This window comes from Mesorhizobium sp. BR1-1-2, assembly GCF_020165435.1.
GTDB lineage: Bacteria > Pseudomonadota > Alphaproteobacteria > Rhizobiales > Rhizobiaceae > Mesorhizobium.
The window spans coordinates 37605-57619 of record NZ_JAIUID010000012.1 but is presented as its reverse complement, the minus strand read 5'-3'; the positions used below and the strand labels follow the sequence as shown (position 1 = coordinate 57619).

Sequence of the window (20015 nt, the reverse complement as noted above, 5' to 3'; positions counted from 1 at the left end):
TCACCGGCCTCACATCGACAGTGGACGCCAGCCGTGGACATTTTCATACAGCAGATCCTCAACGGTCTCTCGATCGCCAGCGTGATCACGCTCATCGCCATCGGCGTGACGCTGATCTTCGGCCTGACCGGCATCATCAACTTCGCCCATGGCGAATTCCTGATGATCGGCGGCATCGTCACCTGGCTCGCCGTCAGCGCTGGCCTCGGCTTTCCGGTGGCGGTCGTGCTGGCGATCCTGGCGGTTGGAGCGATGGGCTACATCCTCGAGCGTGGCCTGTTCCGCTTCACTCTGGAGCGGCCGACCAACGGCTTCATCGTCTCGCTTGGCCTCATCGTCGTGCTGCAGCATGTCGTCGTGCTGCTGTGGAACCCCAATCAGAAGAGCATTCCGCGCCCGCTGACCACTGTGTGGGATGTTGGCGGCGTGCGCATTGCCTCCGTTCGCGTCATGGTGATCCTGATCGCTATTGCCGTGGTGGCCCTGAGCTTCAGGATGGTTACGGCAAGCCGTTACGGCCGGGCGCTGCGTGCCAGCGTCGAGGACCGCGATACCGCGGCCTTGATGGGCATTCCGGTGCGTCGCTACATTACCGGCGTGTTCGTGCTGGGCAGCGCGCTTGCCGGACTTGGCGGCGCGCTGCTGATCGCGCTGTTTCCGATCACGCCTTTCACCGGCGGCACGATGGTCATGAAGGGCTTCGCCGTCGCGTTGATCGGCGGTCTCGGCAACATTTATGGCGCCGTAGCCGCTGGTCTCATCCTCGGCGTCGTCGAAGGCTTCAGTGCCGGCTACGGCTTCTCGCAATGGACCGATGCCTATTCCTTTGCCCTGATGATCCTGGTCCTGATCGTTCGCCCACATGGTCTGTTCGGCGGCACCAGCGGACCCAGGATCGCATCATGACCGCAGAGCAGGAGCTTCACGCTGATCGCACGAATTCCACCTTCAAGTCCTTGCGCTCGCTGCTACCGGTTGTGGTTGTCCTCGCGCTGATCGCGCTCGTGCCCTTGTTCTCGCCCAGCAACCGCTTCCTGTCGCTGGCAATCTCTGCCGGGATCAACGTGATCGCGCTCTACGGGCTGTCCGTGCTGTTCGGTCAGACCGGCATCCTGTCGATGGGGCACGCAGCACTGGTCGGCGTTGGCGCCTATGCGGCGGCGATCCTGGCGCGCGATTTCGGCATCGGCTTCTGGCTGGCGCTGCCGGTGGCAGCGCTTGCCAGCGCAGTGTTTGCAGCGATCGTCGGCATTCCCTCGCTTCGGGTTGGCGGCCACCACTTCGTCATCATGACCTTCGCCTTCGGCCAGTTGCTTACAATCGTGCTCACCAATGGCGGCGACTACACAGGCGCTGCCACCGGGCTTGATCTGGTCGGGCATGTCACCCTGTTCGGGGCCGACATGGGTGACCTGACGCGCTACTATCTGATGGTGGTGGCGTTCGTCGCTGCCGCGGCAGTGGCGAGCTGGGCGATTATCAACTCGTCCTATGGCCGTACGTTGCGCGCGATCAGAGAGAACGAGAAACTTGCCGCCTCGCTCGGCATCAATGTCGGCCGGCACAAGATCGGCGCCTTCGTGGTCAGCGGCATCTTTGCCGGCATCTCCGGCGTGCTGCTCGCCTATTTTCTCGGCCACATCTCGCCTACGCAGTTCTCTTCCTTTCCGAGCATCTATCTGGCGCTCATGGTCATGATCGGCGGCGCCCGCCTGATCGAGGGACCGCTTGCCGGCGGCGTGCTGGTCGCCTTCCTGCCGGAAGTGCTCAATCTCGACCCGGTCCAATCGCGCATCGTCTATGGCGTCTGCCTGATTGCAGTCATCATGCTGCTGCCCGATGGCCTGATCGGCGGCATCGTGCGTGCGCTTCGCGGGGTCTTCGCGGCCAAGCCGGGACAGGAAACCCAAGAGCGCCATGCACGGCCATCGGAGGCGCGCCGATGAGCCCTGTGCTGGCGATCAGCGGCCTCAGCAAGCAGTTCGGCGGCGTCACCGCGCTGGCGGGCGTCGATCTGACCATTGAAGAAAGCGAAATCCTCGGCGTCGTCGGTCCGAACGGCTCCGGCAAGACGACACTGTTCAACGTGGTGACCGGCGTCCACAGGCCGAGCGGCGGCAAGGTGCTGTTCCACGGACAGGACATCACCGGCCTGGCGCCGCACGCCGTGTCGCGGGCCGGCATTGGCTATACCTTCCAGCAGGCAATGGCGTTTGCCGGCCTTGGCGTGCTGGAGAACGTCCAGATCGCCGGCGAGCATGCGAGGGCGGCTGGCACAACCAGTCCGTGGCCGGCACCGCAGGCACTGCTCGACTTCGTCGGATTGAGCGCGCTAGCAGATGAAAAGGCCGGCGTGTTGCCGTTCGGGAGCTTGCGCCTTCTTGGCCTCGCGCTCGCACTCGCCACGCGGCCATCGCTGCTGCTGCTCGACGAGCCGGCTGCCGGCCTGAACGATCGCGAAACCACGGCGCTGGTGGGGCTTGTCCGCCAGCTGCCCGGCCATGGCATCACTGTCTGCGTCATCGACCATGACATGAAGCTGATGAAGATGTTGTGCCGACGGCTTGCCGTGCTCGATTTCGGCTCCAAGATCGCCGACGGACCGACCGAGGCGGTGCTTGCCGATCCCAAGGTGCTGGAAGTTTACCTGGGGGGCGATCTGTGAGCCTGCTCGCTGTTTCCGAAGTCGTCACCGGCTACGGGCCGACGGTCGTCAACCGCAGCGTCTCACTGACGTTGACCGAGGGCGAGATCGTCACCATCCTCGGGCCCAACGGTGCAGGCAAGTCGACGCTGCTCAAGGCGATCGCCGGGCTGGTCCGGCCGCGCGCCGGCACCATCTCCTTCGATGGCGCGGAGGTGACCGGGCTAGCCGCAGATGTCATGGCCCGACGCGGTGTCGTCCTGGTGCCGGAAGGGCGAAAGATCTTCGTCGACATGACGGTCGAGGAGAACCTTCGGCTCGGCGCCTATTCGCGCCGTGACGGTGCCGCCGTCGAAGCCGATTTCGAAACCATGCTGGGCTTCTTCCCGATCCTCGCTACCAAGCGGCGCGACAAGGGCGGTTCGCTCAGTGGTGGCCAGCAACAGATGCTGGCGATTGCGCGCGGGCTGATGACGAGGCCGCGCGTGCTGTTGCTCGATGAGCCGTCGCTTGGCCTGTCACCGTTGCTGGTCAAGGAGATCAAGGCGATTATTCTCAGCATCGGCGAGCGATTCGGGGCTTCGGTGCTGCTGGTCGAGCAGAATGCCGGCCTCGCCCTCGCCGTCGCCTCGCGCGGCTATCTCATGCAGAACGGCCGCATCGTCGTCTCGGGGCCTATCTCGGAATTGCGTGACATGTCGCTGATGCGGGAACTCTATCTCGGTGGCATGGCGGAAGCGGTGGTATGAGCGAGCACTCAGTCATGGCTCGCGCCGTCACGCAGCTTTTCAAAGCGGGCGTAGCTCTTGGTCAGGTGGCTGCGCATGGCGCGGCGGGCGGCGTTGACGTCCTTGGCCTCGATGGCGGCGAGGATGGCGCGATGCTCATGCTGCATCCTGGCCAGATACGTCTCCCGTTCGGAAATGGTCATCTGGTCGAGGCGGGTCCACTGGCGCGGAATCATGGCGCTGCCGAAGGCGTCGAACAGCCGGGTGAAATTGGCGTTCTGCGTCGCCGCGAGAATGGCGCGGTGAAACGCGAAATCCTCTTCCGACCCAGACCCTCCGGCACGCACCGCCACCTCCAGCGCGTCAAGCCCCGAGCTCATTTGCTCGAGCGCACTGTCGCTTCGCCGTTTCGCCGCGAGGCCGGTCGCCTCGACTTCGATACCCATGCGCAATTCCAGCACGCGCAGCACCTCGTCGATCGATTCGAGATCGTCAGGCAGAATGGAAAAGGTCCGCGGCGGCGGGTCCTTGGCAACGAAAGCGCCGAGGCCCTGACGCGTGGTGATAAGGCCCCGGGCGCGCAACGCGGCAAGCGCTTCGCGTACCACGGTGCGGCTCACACCCGTGGCGGCGACGATCTCCTGTTCGGTTGGCAGTTGCTGGCCCGGCGCAAGATCACCGGATTCAATCTGCGCGATCAGCGTGTTTACCAGTCCGGTCCGCAGGTTCGGCGCCTGCGGTATGGCGTCGAAAAGCATGCTCTCATTATCGGCCATCGCGGCAAACAGCCCCTGTTCGATTCTTCGGTGAAGGATTGCATCGACGGGTGTTCGCCGCAAGGTGAGGAAATACGGCCCACAGGCGCGGGCCGTGGTTGGAGGATTGCATGAAAGAACGCATTGGTTTCATCGGACTGGGGAGCATGGGCTCGGGCATGGCCGCGAATTTGTTGCAAAAGGGCTGGCCCCTGACGGTCTGCGTCCATCGCAGCCGCGATGCCGCCGACCGGTTGATTGCTTCGGGTGCCGTCGAAGCGGCAAGTCCGCGCGATCTCGCCGCCGCCTGCGACATCGTCATTCTGTGCGTCACCGGCTCGCGAGAGGTCGAAATGCTGGTGAAAAAGCCGGATGGCTTGGCCGCTGCCGGCAAGCCGCTGCTGGTCATCGACTGCTCGACGTCCAACCCGTCGTCGACGACAGCACTTGCCGGCGAACTCGCCGCGCAAGGTGTGATGCTGATCGACGCGCCATTGGCGCGCACACCCAAGGAGGCGGCCGAAGGCAAGCTCGACGTCATGGTCGGAGGGTCGGCCGAGGCCGTTGCCCGGGCTCGGCCGGTGCTCGAGGCCTTTGCCGCGCGCATCGTGCACACCGGCCCGATCGGCAGCGGCCACACAATGAAGCTGCTCAACAATTTCGTCTCGATGGGTTACTCCGCCATCTATTCGGAAGCGCTGACGCTTGGCGTCAAGGCCGGACTGACGCCGCAGGTCTTCAACAGCGTCATCTCGGGCAGCCGCATGGATTGCGGCTTCTACCAGGCCTTCTTCGATTTCGTGCTGAACCGCAACGAGAACGCGCAGCGTTTTGCCATCGTCAATGCGCTCAAGGACATGACCTATCTGGCCTCTTTCGCCCAGGCGGCGGGCGTTGCCAACCCGATCGGCGCCTCAGTGCGCAATGGCTTCGCCACCGCTGTTGCAACCGGCCATGGCGAGAAATTCGTGCCGGCTTTGTCCGATATCATCGCCGGCCTGAACGGCGTCTCGCTGGTCGAACCGCCGGAGGCGTGAACCGGCCAGAGCGGTTCAGCGTTTGACGGAATCGCCGACCCGCTCTAACTGTTTGTGCTACGCACTCCGGACGGAAAACTGCACTTTCCTGGAATTGCTCAAGGCGCGGGCGGTGCGCAGCGTTATCCGGCGGCTTGCTTGCGGATAGCCTTCCTCAGTCTCTTGTGCCGCAAGGAAGGTGCTGGCTCTGCAACTGCTTCATCATGCAGTCCAACACGCAGGGCCGCACCTGCAAGATGATCGCGCATCGCCGTTTCTGCCGCCTGAACATCCCCGGCGCGGATAGCGGCCAGGATTCGCTCGTGCTCGCCGAGTGTGATGCGTGCCATGTCGTCGGATTTCTGCCGGTTGCCGGCGGCAAGAATGCTTTCGCGGACACGCTCGGAAACGAAAACCAGGAACTGGCCCATATAGGCGTTGCGCGTCGCCTCCGCGACGGTGCGGTGGAACTCGAGATCGCTGCGCAGCCAGGCGACACTGCCATAGGGCGCCGCGCGCATACCGGCGAGCGCATCGCCCATGGCGGTGAGATCGGCTTCGCTGCGGCGCTTCGCGGCAAGGGCGGCCGCCTGCACCTCGAGTATGCCGCGCAGTTCGAACAGGTTGCGGAACGAGTCGGCCCGCTGCAGGGCTTCGTAGTCGATGGTCAGCACCGTCGGGTTGTTGCTTTCCACCACGAAGGCGCCGCGCCCCTGTTGCGACCAGATGCGGCCTTCCGAGCGCAGCCGCGCGATCGCCTCACGCACGACGTTGCGGCTGACACCGAACGTGGTCGCCAGCGCCTGCTCGGTCGGCAGTTGATCGCCGGGCTTGAGGCGCCCCTGCGCGATCTCGCGCGAGATCGAACTCGCAACCAGGGTGGAGAGATGCGGACCGCGATTGACCTTGTCGAGTTTCAGCGTCATCGCTCACCTATAGACCATGATCGGCGTTGGCTGCCAGGATGCGGCCGTTGCTGAGAATGTGACGCGGATCAAACGCCTCCTTGATGCCCGCCGCCAGGTCGAGGGTCACCGGATCGATCCGCTCGAGGAACGCCTTTTGCTTGACCCTGCCGATGCCATGCTCGGCGCTGATCGAGCCGCCATAGCGGTCGACAACGGCAAAGATCACCGCCTCCGCCTCTTCGAACAAATGCTCCACCGCTTCGGGGGCCATGCCTTCCGGCGGCACGACATTGAGATGGATGTTGCCGTCGCCGACATGGCCGTAGGTCACGGCAAGCGCGTCCGGGCGCACTTCCTCCAGGGCTGCCAGTGCATCGGTGACGAAATCGGCGAGTTCCGAGATCGGCACCGAAACGTCGGTGCGCAGATAGCGGCCGCCGCGGCCCTGGCGCTCGACCATGATCTCGCGATAAAGCCACAACCGCTCTGCCTGCGCCCGCGTCGATGCCACGATGCCGTCTTCGACAATATCGGCAACGCCACCGAGAAAGCCCGTAAGCATGTCGGACAGGTCGATCAGCCCGCCGGAAGAAACCTCGATCAGCACATAGGCCGGGTACGCCTTGCTCAGCGGATCGGGAAAGTCCACGCCCTCGCGCATCGTGATTTCGATACCGCCGCGCAGGATCAGTTCGAAGGCAGTCAGAAGGTCGCTGCAGTCGCGCCGCGCCCGCGCATAGAGTGCCATCGCATCCTCGACCGATCGCAGTCCGACCAGCGCGGTTTCGATCTGCGTCGGCTTGGGGAAGAGTTTCAGCGCGGCTGCGGTGACGATGCCGAGCGTGCCTTCCGAGCCAATGAAGATCTGCTTGAGATCGTAACCGCGATTATCCTTGCGCAGCACCTTCAGCCCGTTCCAGATCCGGCCGTCGGCCAGAACCACTTCCAGGCCAAGCACCAGGTCGCGCGTCATGCCGTAGCGCAGCACGTTGAAGCCGCCGGCATTGGTGGCGACATTGCCGCCGATGCGGCAGCTTCCTTGTGCCCCGAAGGTGATCGGCAGCAAGCAATCGCTCTGCTCGGCGGCGCGCTTGGCGACCTCGAGAATGCAGCCGGCTTCGACCACCATGGCGAAGTCGATCGGGCTGATCGAGCGGATCCTGTTCATGCGCTCCAGTGAGATGACGATTTCACCGCCATCCGCTGCCACTGCCGCGCCGACAAGACCGGTCAAGCCGCCTTGCGGCACGACTGGAATGCGCTGCGCGTGGCAATGGCGCATGAGAGCCGACATCTCCTCGACCGAGGCCGGTCGTGCGACCGCCAGCGGGCGGCCGAAATGGTCACCCGACCAGTCGCGGCTGTAGCGCGCCAGATCCTGGCTTGCGGTCACCAGCCCGCCATTCGGCAGCACGCCGGCAAGTGCCGCGATCAGCGATTTGGAGATGGGTGGCACGACATTCATGAATTGACTCTGACCCTTCCGGGAAAACGACTGGACAATCACCATTCTTGTCGTGTTATCATACAACCCTGATTTAGAACATCAAGCGAGGCCGTGGTCCCGCCGACCGTTCGATGTGGATGATCAGGCCAGCGAACCACTGAATTCGGAGGACTTTTCCAATGAGCGACGCCCCGGGCTTTCGCTATATGCACACCATGATCAGGGTTCTCGACCTCGACAAGTCGATTGCCTTCTACACCGAGGTTCTCGGCATGACCTTGCTGCGCCGGGACGACTATCCCGGCGGCAAGTTCACCAACGCCTTTGTTGGCTATGGGCCGGAAGAGACCGAGGCCGTCGTCGAGCTGACGCTGAACTGGGGTCGCGAGGAGCCTTACGAAATCGGCACTGGCTTCGGCCATTTGGCGCTTGGCGTCAATGACATCTATGCCGTCTGCGCCGAGATCGAGAAGCGCGGTGCCAAGATCGCGCGCAAGCCCGGGCCGATGCAGCATGGCACCACCCATATCGCTTTCGTCGAGGACCCGGATGGCTACAAGATCGAACTGATCGGCCTCGATACCATGTAGTGACCTGATCGGGCGGGGTCGCATCGGGCTTGTGATGCGACCCCGTCCGGTCCGCGCTTGCTTGGGAGGCGGTGCGGATCGAGCTGTCACTTGATGACCGCGATCTTGCTGCGGTCGATGGTGATGGCGACGGCGGCGATGAGCACCGATCCGAACACCATGTTTTCCAGAAAGATGTTGACACCGATGAAAGTCATGCCGATGCGCACGATCGAGATGATCAGCGCGCCGACCGCCGTGCGGGCAACGCCGCCCAGCCCGCCGGTGATGGCGCTGCCGCCGACGATGACGGCGGCAATGGCCGGCAGCAGCAACTGGTTGGCCAGAACCGGCGAGCCGCTCGACAGTCTCGCTGCCAGCACCACGCCGGCGACCGCGGCCAGCATACCGGAGGCGGCGAAGGCGATGATCTTGGTGCGGTCGACATTGATGCCCGCCGCCCAGGCGGCCGGCTCGCCAGCACCGACGGCAATCGCCTGGCGGCCAAAGCGCGTGTAGCGCAGCGCGAGAAAGCTGGCGATGCCGATGACCGCCGAAATCAGAACGACCACCGGCAGTCCCCCGACCGTGGCGTTGATCCAGGCGGTGTTTTCGCGACCGCCTTCCTCGATGGTGATGGCACGGCCGTCGGAAACCCATAGCGCGATGCCGGTGACCACGCCACCGGTGGCCAGCGTCGCCACGAAAGACGGCACGCGCAGCTTGACATGGACGATGCCGCTCAGCGCTCCGAAGGCGAGACCGGACAGGATTGCCAACGGAAAGGCGGCGAGGCCGAGCGAGGGCAGCAACTGCGCCAGGATCACACTCGCCAGCGAAGCGACCGCCTGGATCGACAGGTCGATGCCACCGAGCAGGATGGCGAAGGTGACGCCCGTCGCCAGGATGAACAGCACGGCGGTGTTGGCGAACAGCAGGGACACGGTCTCGCCGGTGAGAAAGCCGGGCGCTGCGACCTCTATGATCAGCAGCAGGCCGACAAGCAGGACCAGCGGAATAGCACCTTGCGTCCACTTGCCGTCCAACAGCCTCTTGGGGGAAAAAGCTCTATTCATCGGCCTGCCTCACACCATCGCCCGCAAAAGTTCGACCTGGTTCGGCTTGTGTCCCGGGCTGGCGTCGAAACGTGCGGTGATCTCACCGTCGCGCATCACCAGCACCTGGTGCGACAGGCCGATGGTTTCCTCCAGCGTGTCGGAAATCAGCAGGATCGCCACGCCCTGCGCGGAGAGATCGCGGACCAGTTCGTAGACCTCCTCCTTGGCGCCGACGTCGAGGCCACGCGTTGGGTGGTCGAGCACGAGGATGCGCGAGCCCGCCGTCATCCAGCGCGCCAGCACCACTTTCTGCTGGTTGCCGCCGCTGAGCTTGCGGCAGGCGGCATCGGGACTAGGCGCCTTGATGCGCAGTCGCCTGATCCAGTCGGCGGCAAGCCGGCGCTCCTTGGCATAGTCGATGGCGCCATGGCGCATGACACTTGAGAGATCGGCGAGTGAAATATTTTCGGCGATCGACAGGAACATCACCAGCCCCTCAAGCCGCCGCTCGCGCGGCACATAGCCGATGCCCTTTCGCACGGCCGGTTCCGGCGAGCCGAAGCGCACGGAATCGCCGGCGATTTTCATTTCGCCGGCATCATGCTGGAGGAAACCCCCGATGGTGCGCGTGACTTCCTCGCGGCCGGAGCCGAAGACGCCGGCAATGCCGACGATCTCGCCGGCCCTGATCTTGAGATCGACGCCATGATAGGCGCCGCCCGCCCCCAACCCTTTTGCCTCGACCATGACCGTCTCGCGCGGCGCCTGCTGGCGGGCCTCGCGGTAATATTCGGCCTGCAGCCCGCGCCCGACCATGATCTCGTGCAGCTCCGGCACGGTGACGTCAGCCGCGCGATGCTCGGCGACGACCGCACCGTCCTTCATGGTGTACACGCGGTCGGAGATCGCCAGCACCTCGTCGAGGCGATGCGAGACGAAGACGAAGCTGGCGCGGGACTTGAGCGAACGCACGCGTGCGAACAGCACCTCGATGTCGGCGGCGTTGAGCACGGAGGTCGGCTCGTCGAGCAGGATGAGCAACGGTCGTTCGACCATCTCTTCCAGGGTCAACGCCTTGGCGAGTTCCACCATCTGGCGCGCGGCAAAGGTGAGCTCGGAGATGCGTTGGGTAACATCGATATCGATGCCGATCTTGCCGAGCTGGCGGCGCGCCGCCGCGTTCATGGCGCGCCATTTGACGATGCCAAGACGGGTGAAGCGGTCTTCCTCGCCGAGATAGATGTTTTCGGCTACCGTCAAATTGAGCACCAGCGATTGTTCCTGGAACACCATGCCGATGCCATGCCGTGCCGCCTCGCGCGGATTGCGCATGCGAAGCTGCTCGCCGTCGAGGGTGAGACTGCCGCCATCCGGCCGATAGCTGCCGGCGAGCACCCGCATCAGCGTCGACTTGCCGGCGCCGTTCTCGCCGATCAGCCCGACCACTTCGTTCGGCCGGACCTCGATGCTGACGTCACGCAACGCCTGGACGCCGGGAAAGTTCTTGATGATGCCCGATGCGCTCAGCATGGCGTTCACTTGACGATCTTGAGGCGGACGCGGTCGAGCGACAGCGCAACCGCGGCGATGATCATCAGGCCCTGCACAGTCTGCTGAATGTAGGGCGAAATGCCGAGCAGGATCATGCCATTGGCAAGCACGGTGACGATCAGAACGCCAATCAGCGTGTTGACGACGCCACCCTCGCCGCCGGTTAACGCCGTGCCGCCGACAACCACGGCGGTGACCGCGGCAAACAGCCTTCCATCGCCAATGACCGCATGCGACTGGCCGAGCTGGGCCGCGGCAAGGACGCCGGCGATGCCGAAGAAAAAACCGGCCAGCGCGAAGGCGGTGATGCGCACCCGTACCACGTTGACACCGGAGAGCTTGACGACGTCCTCGTCGCCGCCGATGGCCAGGATGTGGCGCCCGAGCTTGGTGTGATACTGGATGACAGCGGCAAGCAGGAACGCTCCGGTCGCGACCCACACCGCCAGCGGCAGGCCGAGGAAGCGGGTGAGTGCCAGGTCGCGGATCGAGGCGTCGTTGAGCCGGATCGCCGAGCCGCCGAGCATGTAAACCGACAGGCCAAGGCCGATGAACCACATGCCCAGTGTCGCCATGAACGAGGGGATGCGCAACATGGTCTGGACGAGACCGCTGATGAAACCCATGGCGGTACCGGCGGCGACCGCGGCCAGCACCGCCCACCAGCCATAGTCGTTGCCATTGCTGTCATTGGCGGCAAGCAGCACGACCACCATCGCCGCCACCGACAGCGTGCCTTCGACCGAAAGGTCGATGCTGCCCATGAGGATGATGAAGGTAAGCCCCATCGCCAGCGTCAGCGGCACGGCGGCCGAGTTGGCGAGACGCACCAGATTGCGCAATTCGATGAAATTGGGATTGGCAATGGCGATCAGCACGCACAGCACAATCAGCACCGCCAGCGGCGCCAGGCTGCGCCAGCGCCTGCCACCGAACACAGTGGCGATGCGGCCGGAGAGGAATGTCATAAGCGTCGTCCGCTCGATGTCCGAAACGGACTTCAGGGGTTCTGTATGGATTGTCAAGAAACCGCTTACCCTCTGCTTGTAACAGTCGCCGACCCACATAGGACGCACGACGCCTGTAAAAGGAAGCGGGCCGCCAGGGAGCAGCGGCCCGCAATCGCGGTCAGGTCCGGATGGCTCCAGTCACCCGACCCCACAGATCGTTCCAATCGATGTCCGGCTTGGCGTCGATATTGGTCTTGTAGTATTCCTCGACATTGTCGTGCGAGATCAGCACCGCCTTGCCGTAGAATTCGCGATGCTCCGGCGGTTCCTTGACCGGGTCGAACTTGCCGATCTTGGCATTGTAGCCGATGGCGAGTCCCATGCCGCCCTGCCAGAACGGATCCGAGGTGACGGTGCAGGCGAACTCGCCGGTGCGCACCGCGTCAACCGCCGTCTTGATGCCGTCCACGCCGACGATCGGCACCTTGCCGGCGAGGTTCTCGGCGCGCAACGCCTCGAGTGCGCCGGAGCCCATGTCGTCATTGGCGGCCCAGATGCCCTTGATGTCGTCGCCGAAGCGGGTGAGCAGATTTCCCATCAGGTCGAAGGCCTCGGTCGATTTCCAGTTGGCGACCTGGAAGTCGAGCAGCTTGATGTCCGGATTGGCGGCGAGTGCGGCGTCGAGTCCCTTCTTGCGCTCGATCGCCGCCGTAGTCGAGATCAGGCCGCCAAGTGCGACGATGCCGCCCTTGCCGCCGATGGTCTTGAATAGGATCTCGGCGATGGTCTTGCCGCTTTCGATGCCGTCAAACTCGATGTGGGAAACATAGTTCGGGTTGAAGTCCTTGGGATGCAGGTCCGCCGGCTTATTCCATTGCGTCACGACATAGGCGCCGGCCTTGGCGCAGGCTTCGACGATCGGGCGCGCATCGGGCGTATCGTTGGGGTCGGAATTGAGCACCATGTTGCCGCCGGTCTTGGCCAGCATCGCCTTGATGTCGGCTATCCCTTTCTCGCTGTTGCCTTCCGAAACCAGCGTGACGTGTTCAAGCCCGGCCCATTTGGCGTAAGCCTCGGCGCCGGTCTTCCATACGGCATGGTAAGGATTGGACAACGAACGGATCGACGTTACCAGCGTCGGCTTTGCCTCGGCCCGCAAGACCCTCGGCATGGCCAGCGCGGCCACTCCAGTTGCGGCGCCCATCATCAGCATCCGGCGGCTGACCGGGCCGGAAAGCGTAAAACTCTTCCTCATTATCGAACCTCCCGATTGAAATCTGCTTCCCGCCCGGCGGCTTGCGCGGGGAGCGCGACCTCCGATCGGGGGATTGCCAAGTTCCTCCACTTGTACGACAACCCTTCAACACGATAACCATACCCTTTCTCTTGACGCGGCACAAGCGACTTGCGATCGTGGTCCGCAGGAGAGCAGGGCAATGACGTCGCCCATGCAAGGGAGCGGGAATGCCGGATTACATCATTGTCGGCGGCGGCTCGGCCGGTTGCATTCTCGCCGCCAGGCTGAGCGAGGATCAGGACCTGTCCGTTGTCCTGCTGGAGGCCGGCCCGCCCGACACCGACCGCTACATCCATCTGCCCGTCGGCTTCTTCAAGATGACGGCAGGGCCGCTGATCTGGGGTTATGACACTGCCCCCGGCCAAGCGATCGATGGCCGCGTCATGATCTATCCGCAGGCGCGCGTTCTCGGTGGCGGCTCCTCGATCAACGCCCAGGTGTTCACCCGGGGTTGCCCGCAGGACTATGATGGATGGTCCACCGACGAAGGTTGCGTGGGCTGGAGCTACGCCGACGTGCTGCCGTATTTCCGCCGCTCCGAGGGCAACGACACCTTCGCCGATCCGCAACACGGCACCGAAGGTCCGCTCGGCGTCTCCAGCGGCACGCCGCATCCGCTGTCCCGCGTCTTCGTCAAGGCGGCGCAGCAGGCGGGTCTTCCCTTCAGGGCCGACTTCAATGCAGGCCAGCAGGAAGGCGTCGGCTTTTATCAGACGACGACGCGCAACGGGAAGCGCAGCAGCACGGCGGTCGCCTATCTTAAGCCCGCGCTGAGCCGCAAGAACCTGACGCTGCGCACCGACGCAACCGCCAGCCGCATCGTTGTCGAGAATGGCTGCGCCATCGGCGTCGAGATCATCACCAACGGCCGCACCGAATTGCTGCGCGCCGAGCGTGAGGTTATCGTCACCGCCGGTGCCATCGGCTCACCCAAGCTTTTGATGCTGTCCGGCATCGGCCCGGCGGCGCATCTCGGCAGGCATGGCATCAAGGTGATCCAAGACCTAGGCGGCGTCGGCCAGAACCTCCATGATCACATGGATGTCGATGTCGTCGCCGAACTCAACGGACCGTATGGCATCGACCGCTACAAGAAGAAGCGTTGGCAGGCGGTCGCGGGCCTCGAATACGCTCTGTTCGGCAAGGGCCCGGTGGCGTCCAACATTGTTGAAGCCGGCGGCTTCTGGTGGGGTGACCGGATGGAAAAAACGCCTGATATCCAGTTTCATTTCCTGCCCGGCGCTGGCGTCGAGGAGGGCATTGGCTCAGTTCCCAGCGGCAATGGCTGCACGCTGAATTCCTACCACGTGCGCCCCCGCTCGCGTGGCAGCGTCGCGCTGAGATCGGCGGATCCGCGCGATCCGCCTGTCATCGATCCCAATCCTTTCGCCGAACGCTACGATCTCGACCGCGCCATCGATGGCATCGAGATCAGCCGCGAGATCCTGTCTCAGCCCGCCTTTGCGAACTATATCAGCCGCGAGCACCTACCCGGCGCGGGAACGAGGGGACGCGCGGCGATCGAAGCCTTTGCCCGCGAGCATGGGCGCAGCGCCTATCATCCGGTCGGCTCTTGCAGAATGGGCGGCGATGCTGAGAGCGTCGTCGATCCCGAGCTTCGCGTGCGAGGGCTGCAGGGCCTGCGCATTTGCGACAGCTCGGTGATGCCGCGCATTGTGTCCTCAAACACCAACGCCGCCGTTATCATGATCGCCGAAAAGGCGGCCGATATGATCGCCGGGCGGGCCAACTGCCGGCCCAATGATCTTAACCGTCGGGGCACACCGGACGCTGCGCAAGATCGACGTGGGTAGGGTCGACGATGAATTTGCCGCCTGACGGCGCTGCCTCCTTCGCACCAGTTCCGGACATTCACTTTTGTCGATGTTGGCTGAGCTCGGCGACAAGATGCTTGGACAGTCGCCGCAGAGGCAGGTGTTTTGTCAGAAACGCCAGCTTTGCCGTTTCCTCCAGTTCCTCGGCGGCAAAAACGGCATCACGAAAGCTGCGCCCCGATCCGGAAACAGCCGGATCGCCGGAACGTATCAAAGGTCAGCCAAAGGTCTCAAAAAGCTTCGCTTCCATAGCTGCGTTGTGGCCTCTGCTGCCAAGCCGCGGAAATTCGGCCAGGACGAGGTCCATTCAAAGTTGGTTGGACCGACCAGGTTGCCATGAGAGCTTCGAGTGGCGACGCATAGGACGCGCGCTAGCTAAGCTCCGCGAAGCTGAGCACTGGCCTCGGCGACCGAGGCGGTCCCGTTCACTAGTCCAGTTCGTGGATCGCTACAGTGGGGATGACCGACTTTGCAATCTCGCATAGGTGCTGATGATGGGTGAGGTAGATCACCTGGCCTACGCTGGCCATCTCGCCGAACAACCGGAAAACTTCTTCCGACCGGAGATGGTCAAAGGTCTCCATGATGTCGTCGGCGATGAAGGGAACAGCAGGCCTGAGCTTGGCAAACTCGTAATATCCGGCGAGCCGTAGAGCCAGGTAGAGCTGGAAACGCGCGCCTTTCGACAGAGCGTCTGCGACCTTCGATTGGCCATCCCGCTGCATTGCGATGAGGACCTCGCCGCCCTTCACCGGCTGGGTCGTCAAGCCTGTGTACTGACCGCGCGTGATCAGTGCGAAGGCGTCGGAGGCCTCGCGCATCATTCCAGAGCGATGGCGTTCGCGATAGACCCGAAGCGCGCTCGCCGCCGACATCACCCCAAGCTTCAATTCGATATGGCGGACGGCCTTGTCCTCGATTTCGAGAAGCACGGTGCGACGCTCGGCATCGATACGGGCAACTGCGCTGTCGCCGCCGATCGCATCGAGCTTGTCGGTCGCCCGCATGCGCCGGACGAGTTGCTGTTGCAGTGAGTCATGGAGGTCGGCGAGGCGCCGCTCGACCTCGGCCTTTTCAGCCGCAAGTCCATCGAGATCGAGGCCTTCCAGCAACGATTGCGCTTGGATGAGGCCGTCGACAGCGAGTTCACTCGTGAGGCGTTCTTCAAGCTCGGCAACGGCACTCTGCAGACCGTCTCGCTCGCGAAGCTGTTCATCGCGTTCCCCGACCTCTGGCAGAGTTCTCACACCAAAGGCATCGAGTACTTCCTGCTTTGTCGTCTCGTGTGCCGCGAACTCAACGCCCAGTGCCTCTCGAATGTCCTGCAATTTCTGAACGTCAAGGAGGAGACTTGCCCTCGCCTCACGGGCACGCTCGGCTTGCTCCAGACGCTCTGTCAACCTGACGCTCACTTGTTCTGGCACCTCGTCGCCCGCACGCTCGCCGGCCTGCGCACCAAGCCCGGCCACCTCTTCAGCAAATGCACTTCTGTCCGCCTCCATCTTGCGGATGCGGATACGCATGGCCTCACGATCCTGCAGCGCCTTTGACAGATCTGACAATTGATCGAGGACGCTGCCAAGCCCAGTCCCGGCAACGCCTTCTTCGAGCCAAGTGCCCTTCAGCGTTGCCTCAACCTCGGCCTGCCATGCACCCTCTCTCCTCTCGGCAATTTCAACAGCGAGCCGCCTGGCGGCCAGCTCCTCTTCCTTCGCCGCGACGTTCCTAAGCGCTTCCGCTCGTTCCGCGTCGACCTTCCCTTGCCTGTCGAGAAAGCGGTCGGCGGCGACCACCATGGCCTCCAGGGCCTCACCGGCTTCCGGCTGAATTCCAACGCTTTGAAGAGCCGAGGCCAATCCGAGATGAAGCCGCTCTCCTTCGGCGGTTGCGCGCTCAATCCGGGCACGCGCGAGCAGGATGTCGTCCCAAGCGACAAGCGCGTCGGCCCGCGCTGAAAGGCGCTCCTCGAGAAGTCCGATCAGCAGGTCGAGCGATTGCGCCTGGCTATCCTCAAGCAGGGGGCTGGCCGTTCGTTTGATTTCAGCGGACGCCATTTCTGCGCGCTGGGCTACCCCGGCGAGTTGGCAGCTTACGCGCTCCATTGCCGCTTCGGTCTCGGCCGCCCTTTGCTTGATTGCGCGCAGATCGGCGAACTCGCCCGCATGGGCCAGTCGAGCCGTACCGACATGATCGTCCTTAGCCAACGCTGCGGCAAACACGTCTGCGGTTTCGGTCGTGAGGTCCGCCCGGTGATTTCTCCAGGCCTCGTCTCTCTCACGTCTTATGGCTGCGGCTGTGTCATCGTCGGCGAGATCGGCCGAGGCGCCGACAGCAGCCAGCCGTGACGAAGTTGTTATCCGACTTTGTTCATACTCAGCCAGACGCTCGGAGAAGACCGCTTTGTCCCTTTGAAGGTCCGCGGCCAATGTCTTCCAGGCAGCAATCTGTGTCGGGGGCGGAACCGATATTTTCGAAAGTGCTTCCGCATCTCCCGACCACGGCTGGAGCCGCCGCATCGCATCCGCTAGTCTCGTTTGCCCCTCGTCAGCCGACGCGCGCGCCTCTCTTATTTCCCTTGGGTGACTGCTGGCCTTCGCCTCCGACACGGCGGCCATCAGCCTGGCTCTTGCGGGTTCGGGCACCGCCCTCTCCTCGCCAACGCGACTTCGCGCAGCGTTGAGCCTGTCAAACGTGGCAGCGGCTTCATCGCGGGCCATCCGCAAGCTCGTCGTGATGCCCGAGCGTTGCTCGACCATGTTGCGAAGCGTGCCGATCACAAAGGCAGGCAGGATGAGCCGGGACGGATCCTGTTCGGCCGATCTTCCGAGCGCGGCGAGACAATTCGCCACCACATGGTCAAGCATCTGGACTTCCATTTTGCGGGTCGGCAGATCCATGCCCGCGGACGCATGGCGCGCCTTGCGATCGACAAGTCCTCGCACCTGTTCGGAGATCGCTAGCACAGCGTCGTCGACAGCGATTGCTTCGATCTTTGCCTTCGCCCGATCGATCTCATCGCCATTGGCCTGGAGGCGAGTTCTCAGCCGAGCGTCATGATCGATCAATTCCGCGACGCTGCCGCTCCAAGTCCTGGGTGGAGACTCGATGTCAGGCAGCTCGGTCAGTCTGCTCGCCTTGCGTTTGATCTCTCCAAGCAGCGGCGCAGCGCGGGCATGGCGCTCGATTGTGGCGAGCCGCGCCGACAAAACCGAGCGTTCAGCGAGGCTGCGATCATACTTGTCCTGGGCTTCCACCCGTTCCGCCTCGAGCGCCTCGAATGTCGAGGCCAGAGTGTCGATCGTCTCCTTACGTAACTTGAGTTCGGCGAACCGCTTCTTCAGCAGCGCGATTTCGGTGGTCTGTGCCTGTTTTCGGTGGAGCCCATCTGCTTCCGTCTCCAGCGCGGCCAAGACATCGCTGGCATGACCAAGCCCGGCGCTGGCGGTGAAAAGGAGCTTGCCGAGATCACCACGCGATTCCAGGATGGCCTTGCCCCCTGCTTCCAGCGTTTCGTCATCCAGTGAGAACATGCTGCTGTAGGCTTCGCGGGACAAGCTGGCGAGGTGAGCCGAAATGGCAATTTCGCTCAGTGGGCGGCCTTCGGCGTTGTGCAGTGAGTTGCTGCGACTTTTGGTGCGTGAAACGGCCAGCGTCTCCCCCTCGAATTCGAGCAGCCCGCCAATGCGCATGGAGCTATAGTCGTGCAGGAAACTGTAGCGGCTGCGCTCTTCGATACCGAAGAGCAGATCAAGATACGCGGAAAGTGCCGTCGATTTGCCAGCCTCGTTCAAACCGAACACGATATGCAGATCGGGACCTGAAACCGGTCTCTCTCCGAAATCGATTGCCCTATCGGTAAACTTGCCGTAGCGGGTCAGATCAAGCCGCCGCAATCTCATCGCGTTGCGCCTGCCTTGAGCCGCGCAGTGACCAAGTCGACGCCGCGTGCAAGCACATCGTCGAGAAACTTCTCGAGCCCCAATTCATCTTTGCCGGCGAAGCTTCGCGCATCGGGCGGCAGGTCCGCGATCGTCTTCAACATGAATTCTCGCGCTTCGGATCGAAATGCTTCTGAACCCGCATTGGCGCGCATGGACTGTGCGAGTTCCAGAGTGGGATCGGCAACACTTGCCAAATCTCCGACACCGGGAGCCGAAAGAGCAAACTCTAGCTTCTCCACCCAGGTGTCGCCCACCTGTTCCGCTGCCTGTTCGGCTTCAGCGACCGCCAGGTCCCGGTCGCGCATCAGCGACCATGAAAGGACAGAAGTGCCGATCAAGCCGAGGCGGGCAACAAGGTAGCGCGATCTGGCAACCTGCCGGGATTGCTCCAGCCCTGATCGGATGCGGACGATGGCCTCGCTCCATTCCGACGCCCCAGTCAGATCGACGCTCACCCGCTCGAACTGCGCCACGCTGGTTAGCCTCTCCTCAATCTCGACGCAGCGATCGTCGCGAATGGTGACCAGCGTGACCGATTTCTCGCCCGCCTCATTGATGTCCCTCCCCTGAGGGATCCCTGGCATCACGAGCGTGCTCGCACCGGAATACACCTGGCGAACGTGAATGTGACCAAGCGCCCAATAATTGAAGCCGTGGCCCTGCAGATCGGCGACGCTGCAAGGTGCATAGACGTCATGGCCTGGCGAGCCCGCCAAGCTCGTGTGCATAATGCCGACGTTCGCCGCTCCCTCCCGCGGGGCGACATATTTGGATAGTAGGCCTTCGGGCGCCTTGGGGCTGACGAAACTAAGCCCATGGAACGCGACGTCTACCCCAGCGCCAGACTGGATTACGGATTGGCAGCGGCCGCCAAAAGTGGTCACCGTGTCCGGCAGTTCGAGTTGCTTCGTAATCCGCGACATGGCGTCATGATTGCCGCGGATCATGTAGACCCTGACGCCAGCTTGATGGAGACGCGCCATCTGGGTGGCCAGAAAGCGTGCCGTCTTCATCGAAGTCTGGTCGCCATCGTAAAGATCGCCGGCAATGACAAGGGCGTCGACACGCTCAGCCAGGCAAAGGTCCACTATTGCAGCGAACGACTGCCGGCTGGCATCGCCGACGAGCTCGGCAAGTTCAGAATTTCTGAGTGCTAGCGAGCGCAGTGGCGAATCGAGATGGACGTCGGCCGTATGAATAAATCGAAATGTCATCCGGGGCGCTCTCCAGGCCCGAATCGAAGCTCAGGCCAATTCTGTCGAAGTCCAAGTCGCCCAAACCGCATGCCAGCGACCAGATCAAAGCCTCGTTAGCAA

At 63.2% G+C, this 20015-nt stretch carries 16 protein-coding genes; 7 read left to right on the top strand and 9 right to left on the bottom strand.

What is annotated here, in order from left to right; all coding sequences use genetic code 11:
• The first annotated feature begins 33 nt into the window (after positions 1 to 33).
• From LB551_RS22850 to LB551_RS22835, 4 genes are read left to right on the top strand one after another with little or no spacing between them, the layout of a single operon-like run.
• Entirely contained in the window at positions 34 to 906 is an 873-nt protein-coding gene (locus LB551_RS22850) for a branched-chain amino acid ABC transporter permease (protein WP_140552591.1), read from the top strand.
• Positions 903 to 1946 carry a branched-chain amino acid ABC transporter permease gene (locus LB551_RS22845; protein ID WP_140552592.1) on the top strand — a complete coding sequence of 348 codons (1044 nt, stop codon included), beginning with the start codon at positions 903 to 905 and terminating at the stop codon, positions 1944 to 1946. The genes LB551_RS22850 and LB551_RS22845 overlap by 4 nt, the downstream gene beginning before the upstream one ends.
• Complete coding sequence (locus LB551_RS22840) at positions 1943 to 2665, top strand: ABC transporter ATP-binding protein (protein WP_140552593.1); 723 nt, start codon at positions 1943 to 1945, stop codon at positions 2663 to 2665. The genes LB551_RS22845 and LB551_RS22840 overlap by 4 nt, the downstream gene beginning before the upstream one ends.
• Positions 2662 to 3393: an ABC transporter ATP-binding protein gene (locus LB551_RS22835; protein WP_140552594.1), complete on the top strand. Its 732-nt coding sequence runs from the start codon at positions 2662 to 2664 to the stop codon at positions 3391 to 3393. The genes LB551_RS22840 and LB551_RS22835 overlap by 4 nt, the downstream gene beginning before the upstream one ends.
• A gap of 8 nt (positions 3394 to 3401) precedes the next feature.
• On the opposite strand, the gene LB551_RS22830 is transcribed toward LB551_RS22835, so the two are convergent.
• Entirely contained in the window at positions 3402 to 4148 is a 747-nt protein-coding gene (locus LB551_RS22830; RefSeq protein WP_140552595.1) for a FadR/GntR family transcriptional regulator, read from the bottom strand.
• Between the two features lie 110 nt (positions 4149 to 4258).
• Here LB551_RS22830 and LB551_RS22825 point away from each other — a divergent pair, with 110 nt between their 5' ends.
• Positions 4259 to 5164 (top strand): NAD(P)-dependent oxidoreductase, encoded by a 906-nt coding sequence (locus tag LB551_RS22825; RefSeq protein ID WP_140552596.1) that lies wholly within the window; start codon positions 4259 to 4261, stop codon positions 5162 to 5164.
• Positions 5165 to 5286: 122 nt separating this feature from the next.
• On the opposite strand, the gene LB551_RS22820 is transcribed toward LB551_RS22825, so the two are convergent.
• Both LB551_RS22820 and LB551_RS22815 read right to left on the bottom strand, forming a co-directional pair.
• A complete protein-coding gene (locus LB551_RS22820) occupies positions 5287 to 6069 on the bottom strand; it encodes a FadR/GntR family transcriptional regulator (RefSeq protein ID WP_140552597.1) in 783 nt (260 codons plus the stop codon).
• Positions 6070 to 6076: 7 nt separating this feature from the next.
• Positions 6077 to 7516, bottom strand: coding sequence for an FAD-binding oxidoreductase (locus LB551_RS22815; RefSeq protein WP_140552598.1), 1440 nt, complete (start codon positions 7514 to 7516; stop codon positions 6077 to 6079).
• Positions 7517 to 7677: 161 nt separating this feature from the next.
• Between LB551_RS22815 and gloA the strand changes: the two genes are divergently transcribed.
• Positions 7678 to 8088 (top strand): lactoylglutathione lyase, encoded by a 411-nt coding sequence (gene gloA / locus LB551_RS22810; protein WP_140552599.1) that lies wholly within the window; start codon positions 7678 to 7680, stop codon positions 8086 to 8088.
• Between the two features lie 86 nt (positions 8089 to 8174).
• Here gloA and LB551_RS22805 read toward each other — a convergent pair whose 3' ends face one another.
• The 4 genes from LB551_RS22805 to LB551_RS22790 form a co-directional block, all read right to left on the bottom strand.
• Positions 8175 to 9143 (bottom strand): ABC transporter permease, encoded by a 969-nt coding sequence (locus tag LB551_RS22805; protein WP_140552600.1) that lies wholly within the window; start codon positions 9141 to 9143, stop codon positions 8175 to 8177.
• Positions 9144 to 9152: 9 nt separating this feature from the next.
• Positions 9153 to 10655 carry a sugar ABC transporter ATP-binding protein gene (locus tag LB551_RS22800; RefSeq protein WP_140552639.1) on the bottom strand — a complete coding sequence of 501 codons (1503 nt, stop codon included), beginning with the start codon at positions 10653 to 10655 and terminating at the stop codon, positions 9153 to 9155.
• A gap of 5 nt (positions 10656 to 10660) precedes the next feature.
• A complete protein-coding gene (locus tag LB551_RS22795) occupies positions 10661 to 11644 on the bottom strand; it encodes an ABC transporter permease (RefSeq protein ID WP_140552601.1) in 984 nt (327 codons plus the stop codon).
• A gap of 160 nt (positions 11645 to 11804) precedes the next feature.
• Complete coding sequence (locus LB551_RS22790; RefSeq protein ID WP_140552602.1) at positions 11805 to 12881, bottom strand: sugar ABC transporter substrate-binding protein; 1077 nt, start codon at positions 12879 to 12881, stop codon at positions 11805 to 11807.
• A 209-nt stretch (positions 12882 to 13090) separates the two neighbouring features.
• Here LB551_RS22790 and LB551_RS22785 point away from each other — a divergent pair, with 209 nt between their 5' ends.
• The gene (locus tag LB551_RS22785; protein ID WP_224660541.1) at positions 13091 to 14737 is read left to right on the top strand and encodes a GMC family oxidoreductase; all 1647 of its coding nucleotides are present in this window, start codon (positions 13091 to 13093) and stop codon (positions 14735 to 14737) included.
• Between the two features lie 449 nt (positions 14738 to 15186).
• Here LB551_RS22785 and LB551_RS22780 read toward each other — a convergent pair whose 3' ends face one another.
• Positions 15187 to 18657, bottom strand: coding sequence for an ATP-binding protein (locus LB551_RS22780; protein WP_140552604.1), 3471 nt, complete (start codon positions 18655 to 18657; stop codon positions 15187 to 15189).
• Positions 18654 to 19913, bottom strand: coding sequence for an exonuclease SbcCD subunit D (locus LB551_RS22775; RefSeq protein ID WP_140552605.1), 1260 nt, complete (start codon positions 19911 to 19913; stop codon positions 18654 to 18656). The genes LB551_RS22780 and LB551_RS22775 overlap by 4 nt, the downstream gene beginning before the upstream one ends.
• Between the last annotated feature and the right edge of the window lie 102 nt (positions 19914 to 20015).

Coding starts and splice junctions, on each gene's coding strand:
- LB551_RS22845 (WP_140552592.1), top strand. CDS start 903: ATGACCGCAGAGCAGGAGCTTCACGCTGATCGCACGAATTCCACCTTC.
- LB551_RS22840 (WP_140552593.1), top strand. CDS start 1,943: ATGAGCCCTGTGCTGGCGATCAGCGGCCTCAGCAAGCAGTTCGGCGGC.
- LB551_RS22830 (WP_140552595.1), bottom strand. CDS start 4,148: ATGGCCGATAATGAGAGCATGCTTTTCGACGCCATACCGCAGGCGCCG.
- LB551_RS22825 (WP_140552596.1), top strand. CDS start 4,259: ATGAAAGAACGCATTGGTTTCATCGGACTGGGGAGCATGGGCTCGGGC.
- LB551_RS22820 (WP_140552597.1), bottom strand. CDS start 6,069: ATGACGCTGAAACTCGACAAGGTCAATCGCGGTCCGCATCTCTCCACC.
- LB551_RS22815 (WP_140552598.1), bottom strand. CDS start 7,516: ATGAATGTCGTGCCACCCATCTCCAAATCGCTGATCGCGGCACTTGCC.
- gloA (WP_140552599.1), top strand. CDS start 7,678: ATGAGCGACGCCCCGGGCTTTCGCTATATGCACACCATGATCAGGGTT.
- LB551_RS22805 (WP_140552600.1), bottom strand. CDS start 9,143: ATGAATAGAGCTTTTTCCCCCAAGAGGCTGTTGGACGGCAAGTGGACG.
- LB551_RS22800 (WP_140552639.1), bottom strand. CDS start 10,655: ATGCTGAGCGCATCGGGCATCATCAAGAACTTTCCCGGCGTCCAGGCG.
- LB551_RS22795 (WP_140552601.1), bottom strand. CDS start 11,644: ATGACATTCCTCTCCGGCCGCATCGCCACTGTGTTCGGTGGCAGGCGC.
- LB551_RS22790 (WP_140552602.1), bottom strand. CDS start 12,881: ATGAGGAAGAGTTTTACGCTTTCCGGCCCGGTCAGCCGCCGGATGCTG.
- LB551_RS22785 (WP_224660541.1), top strand. CDS start 13,091: ATGCCGGATTACATCATTGTCGGCGGCGGCTCGGCCGGTTGCATTCTC.
- LB551_RS22780 (WP_140552604.1), bottom strand. CDS start 18,657: ATGAGATTGCGGCGGCTTGATCTGACCCGCTACGGCAAGTTTACCGAT.
- LB551_RS22775 (WP_140552605.1), bottom strand. CDS start 19,913: ATGACATTTCGATTTATTCATACGGCCGACGTCCATCTCGATTCGCCA.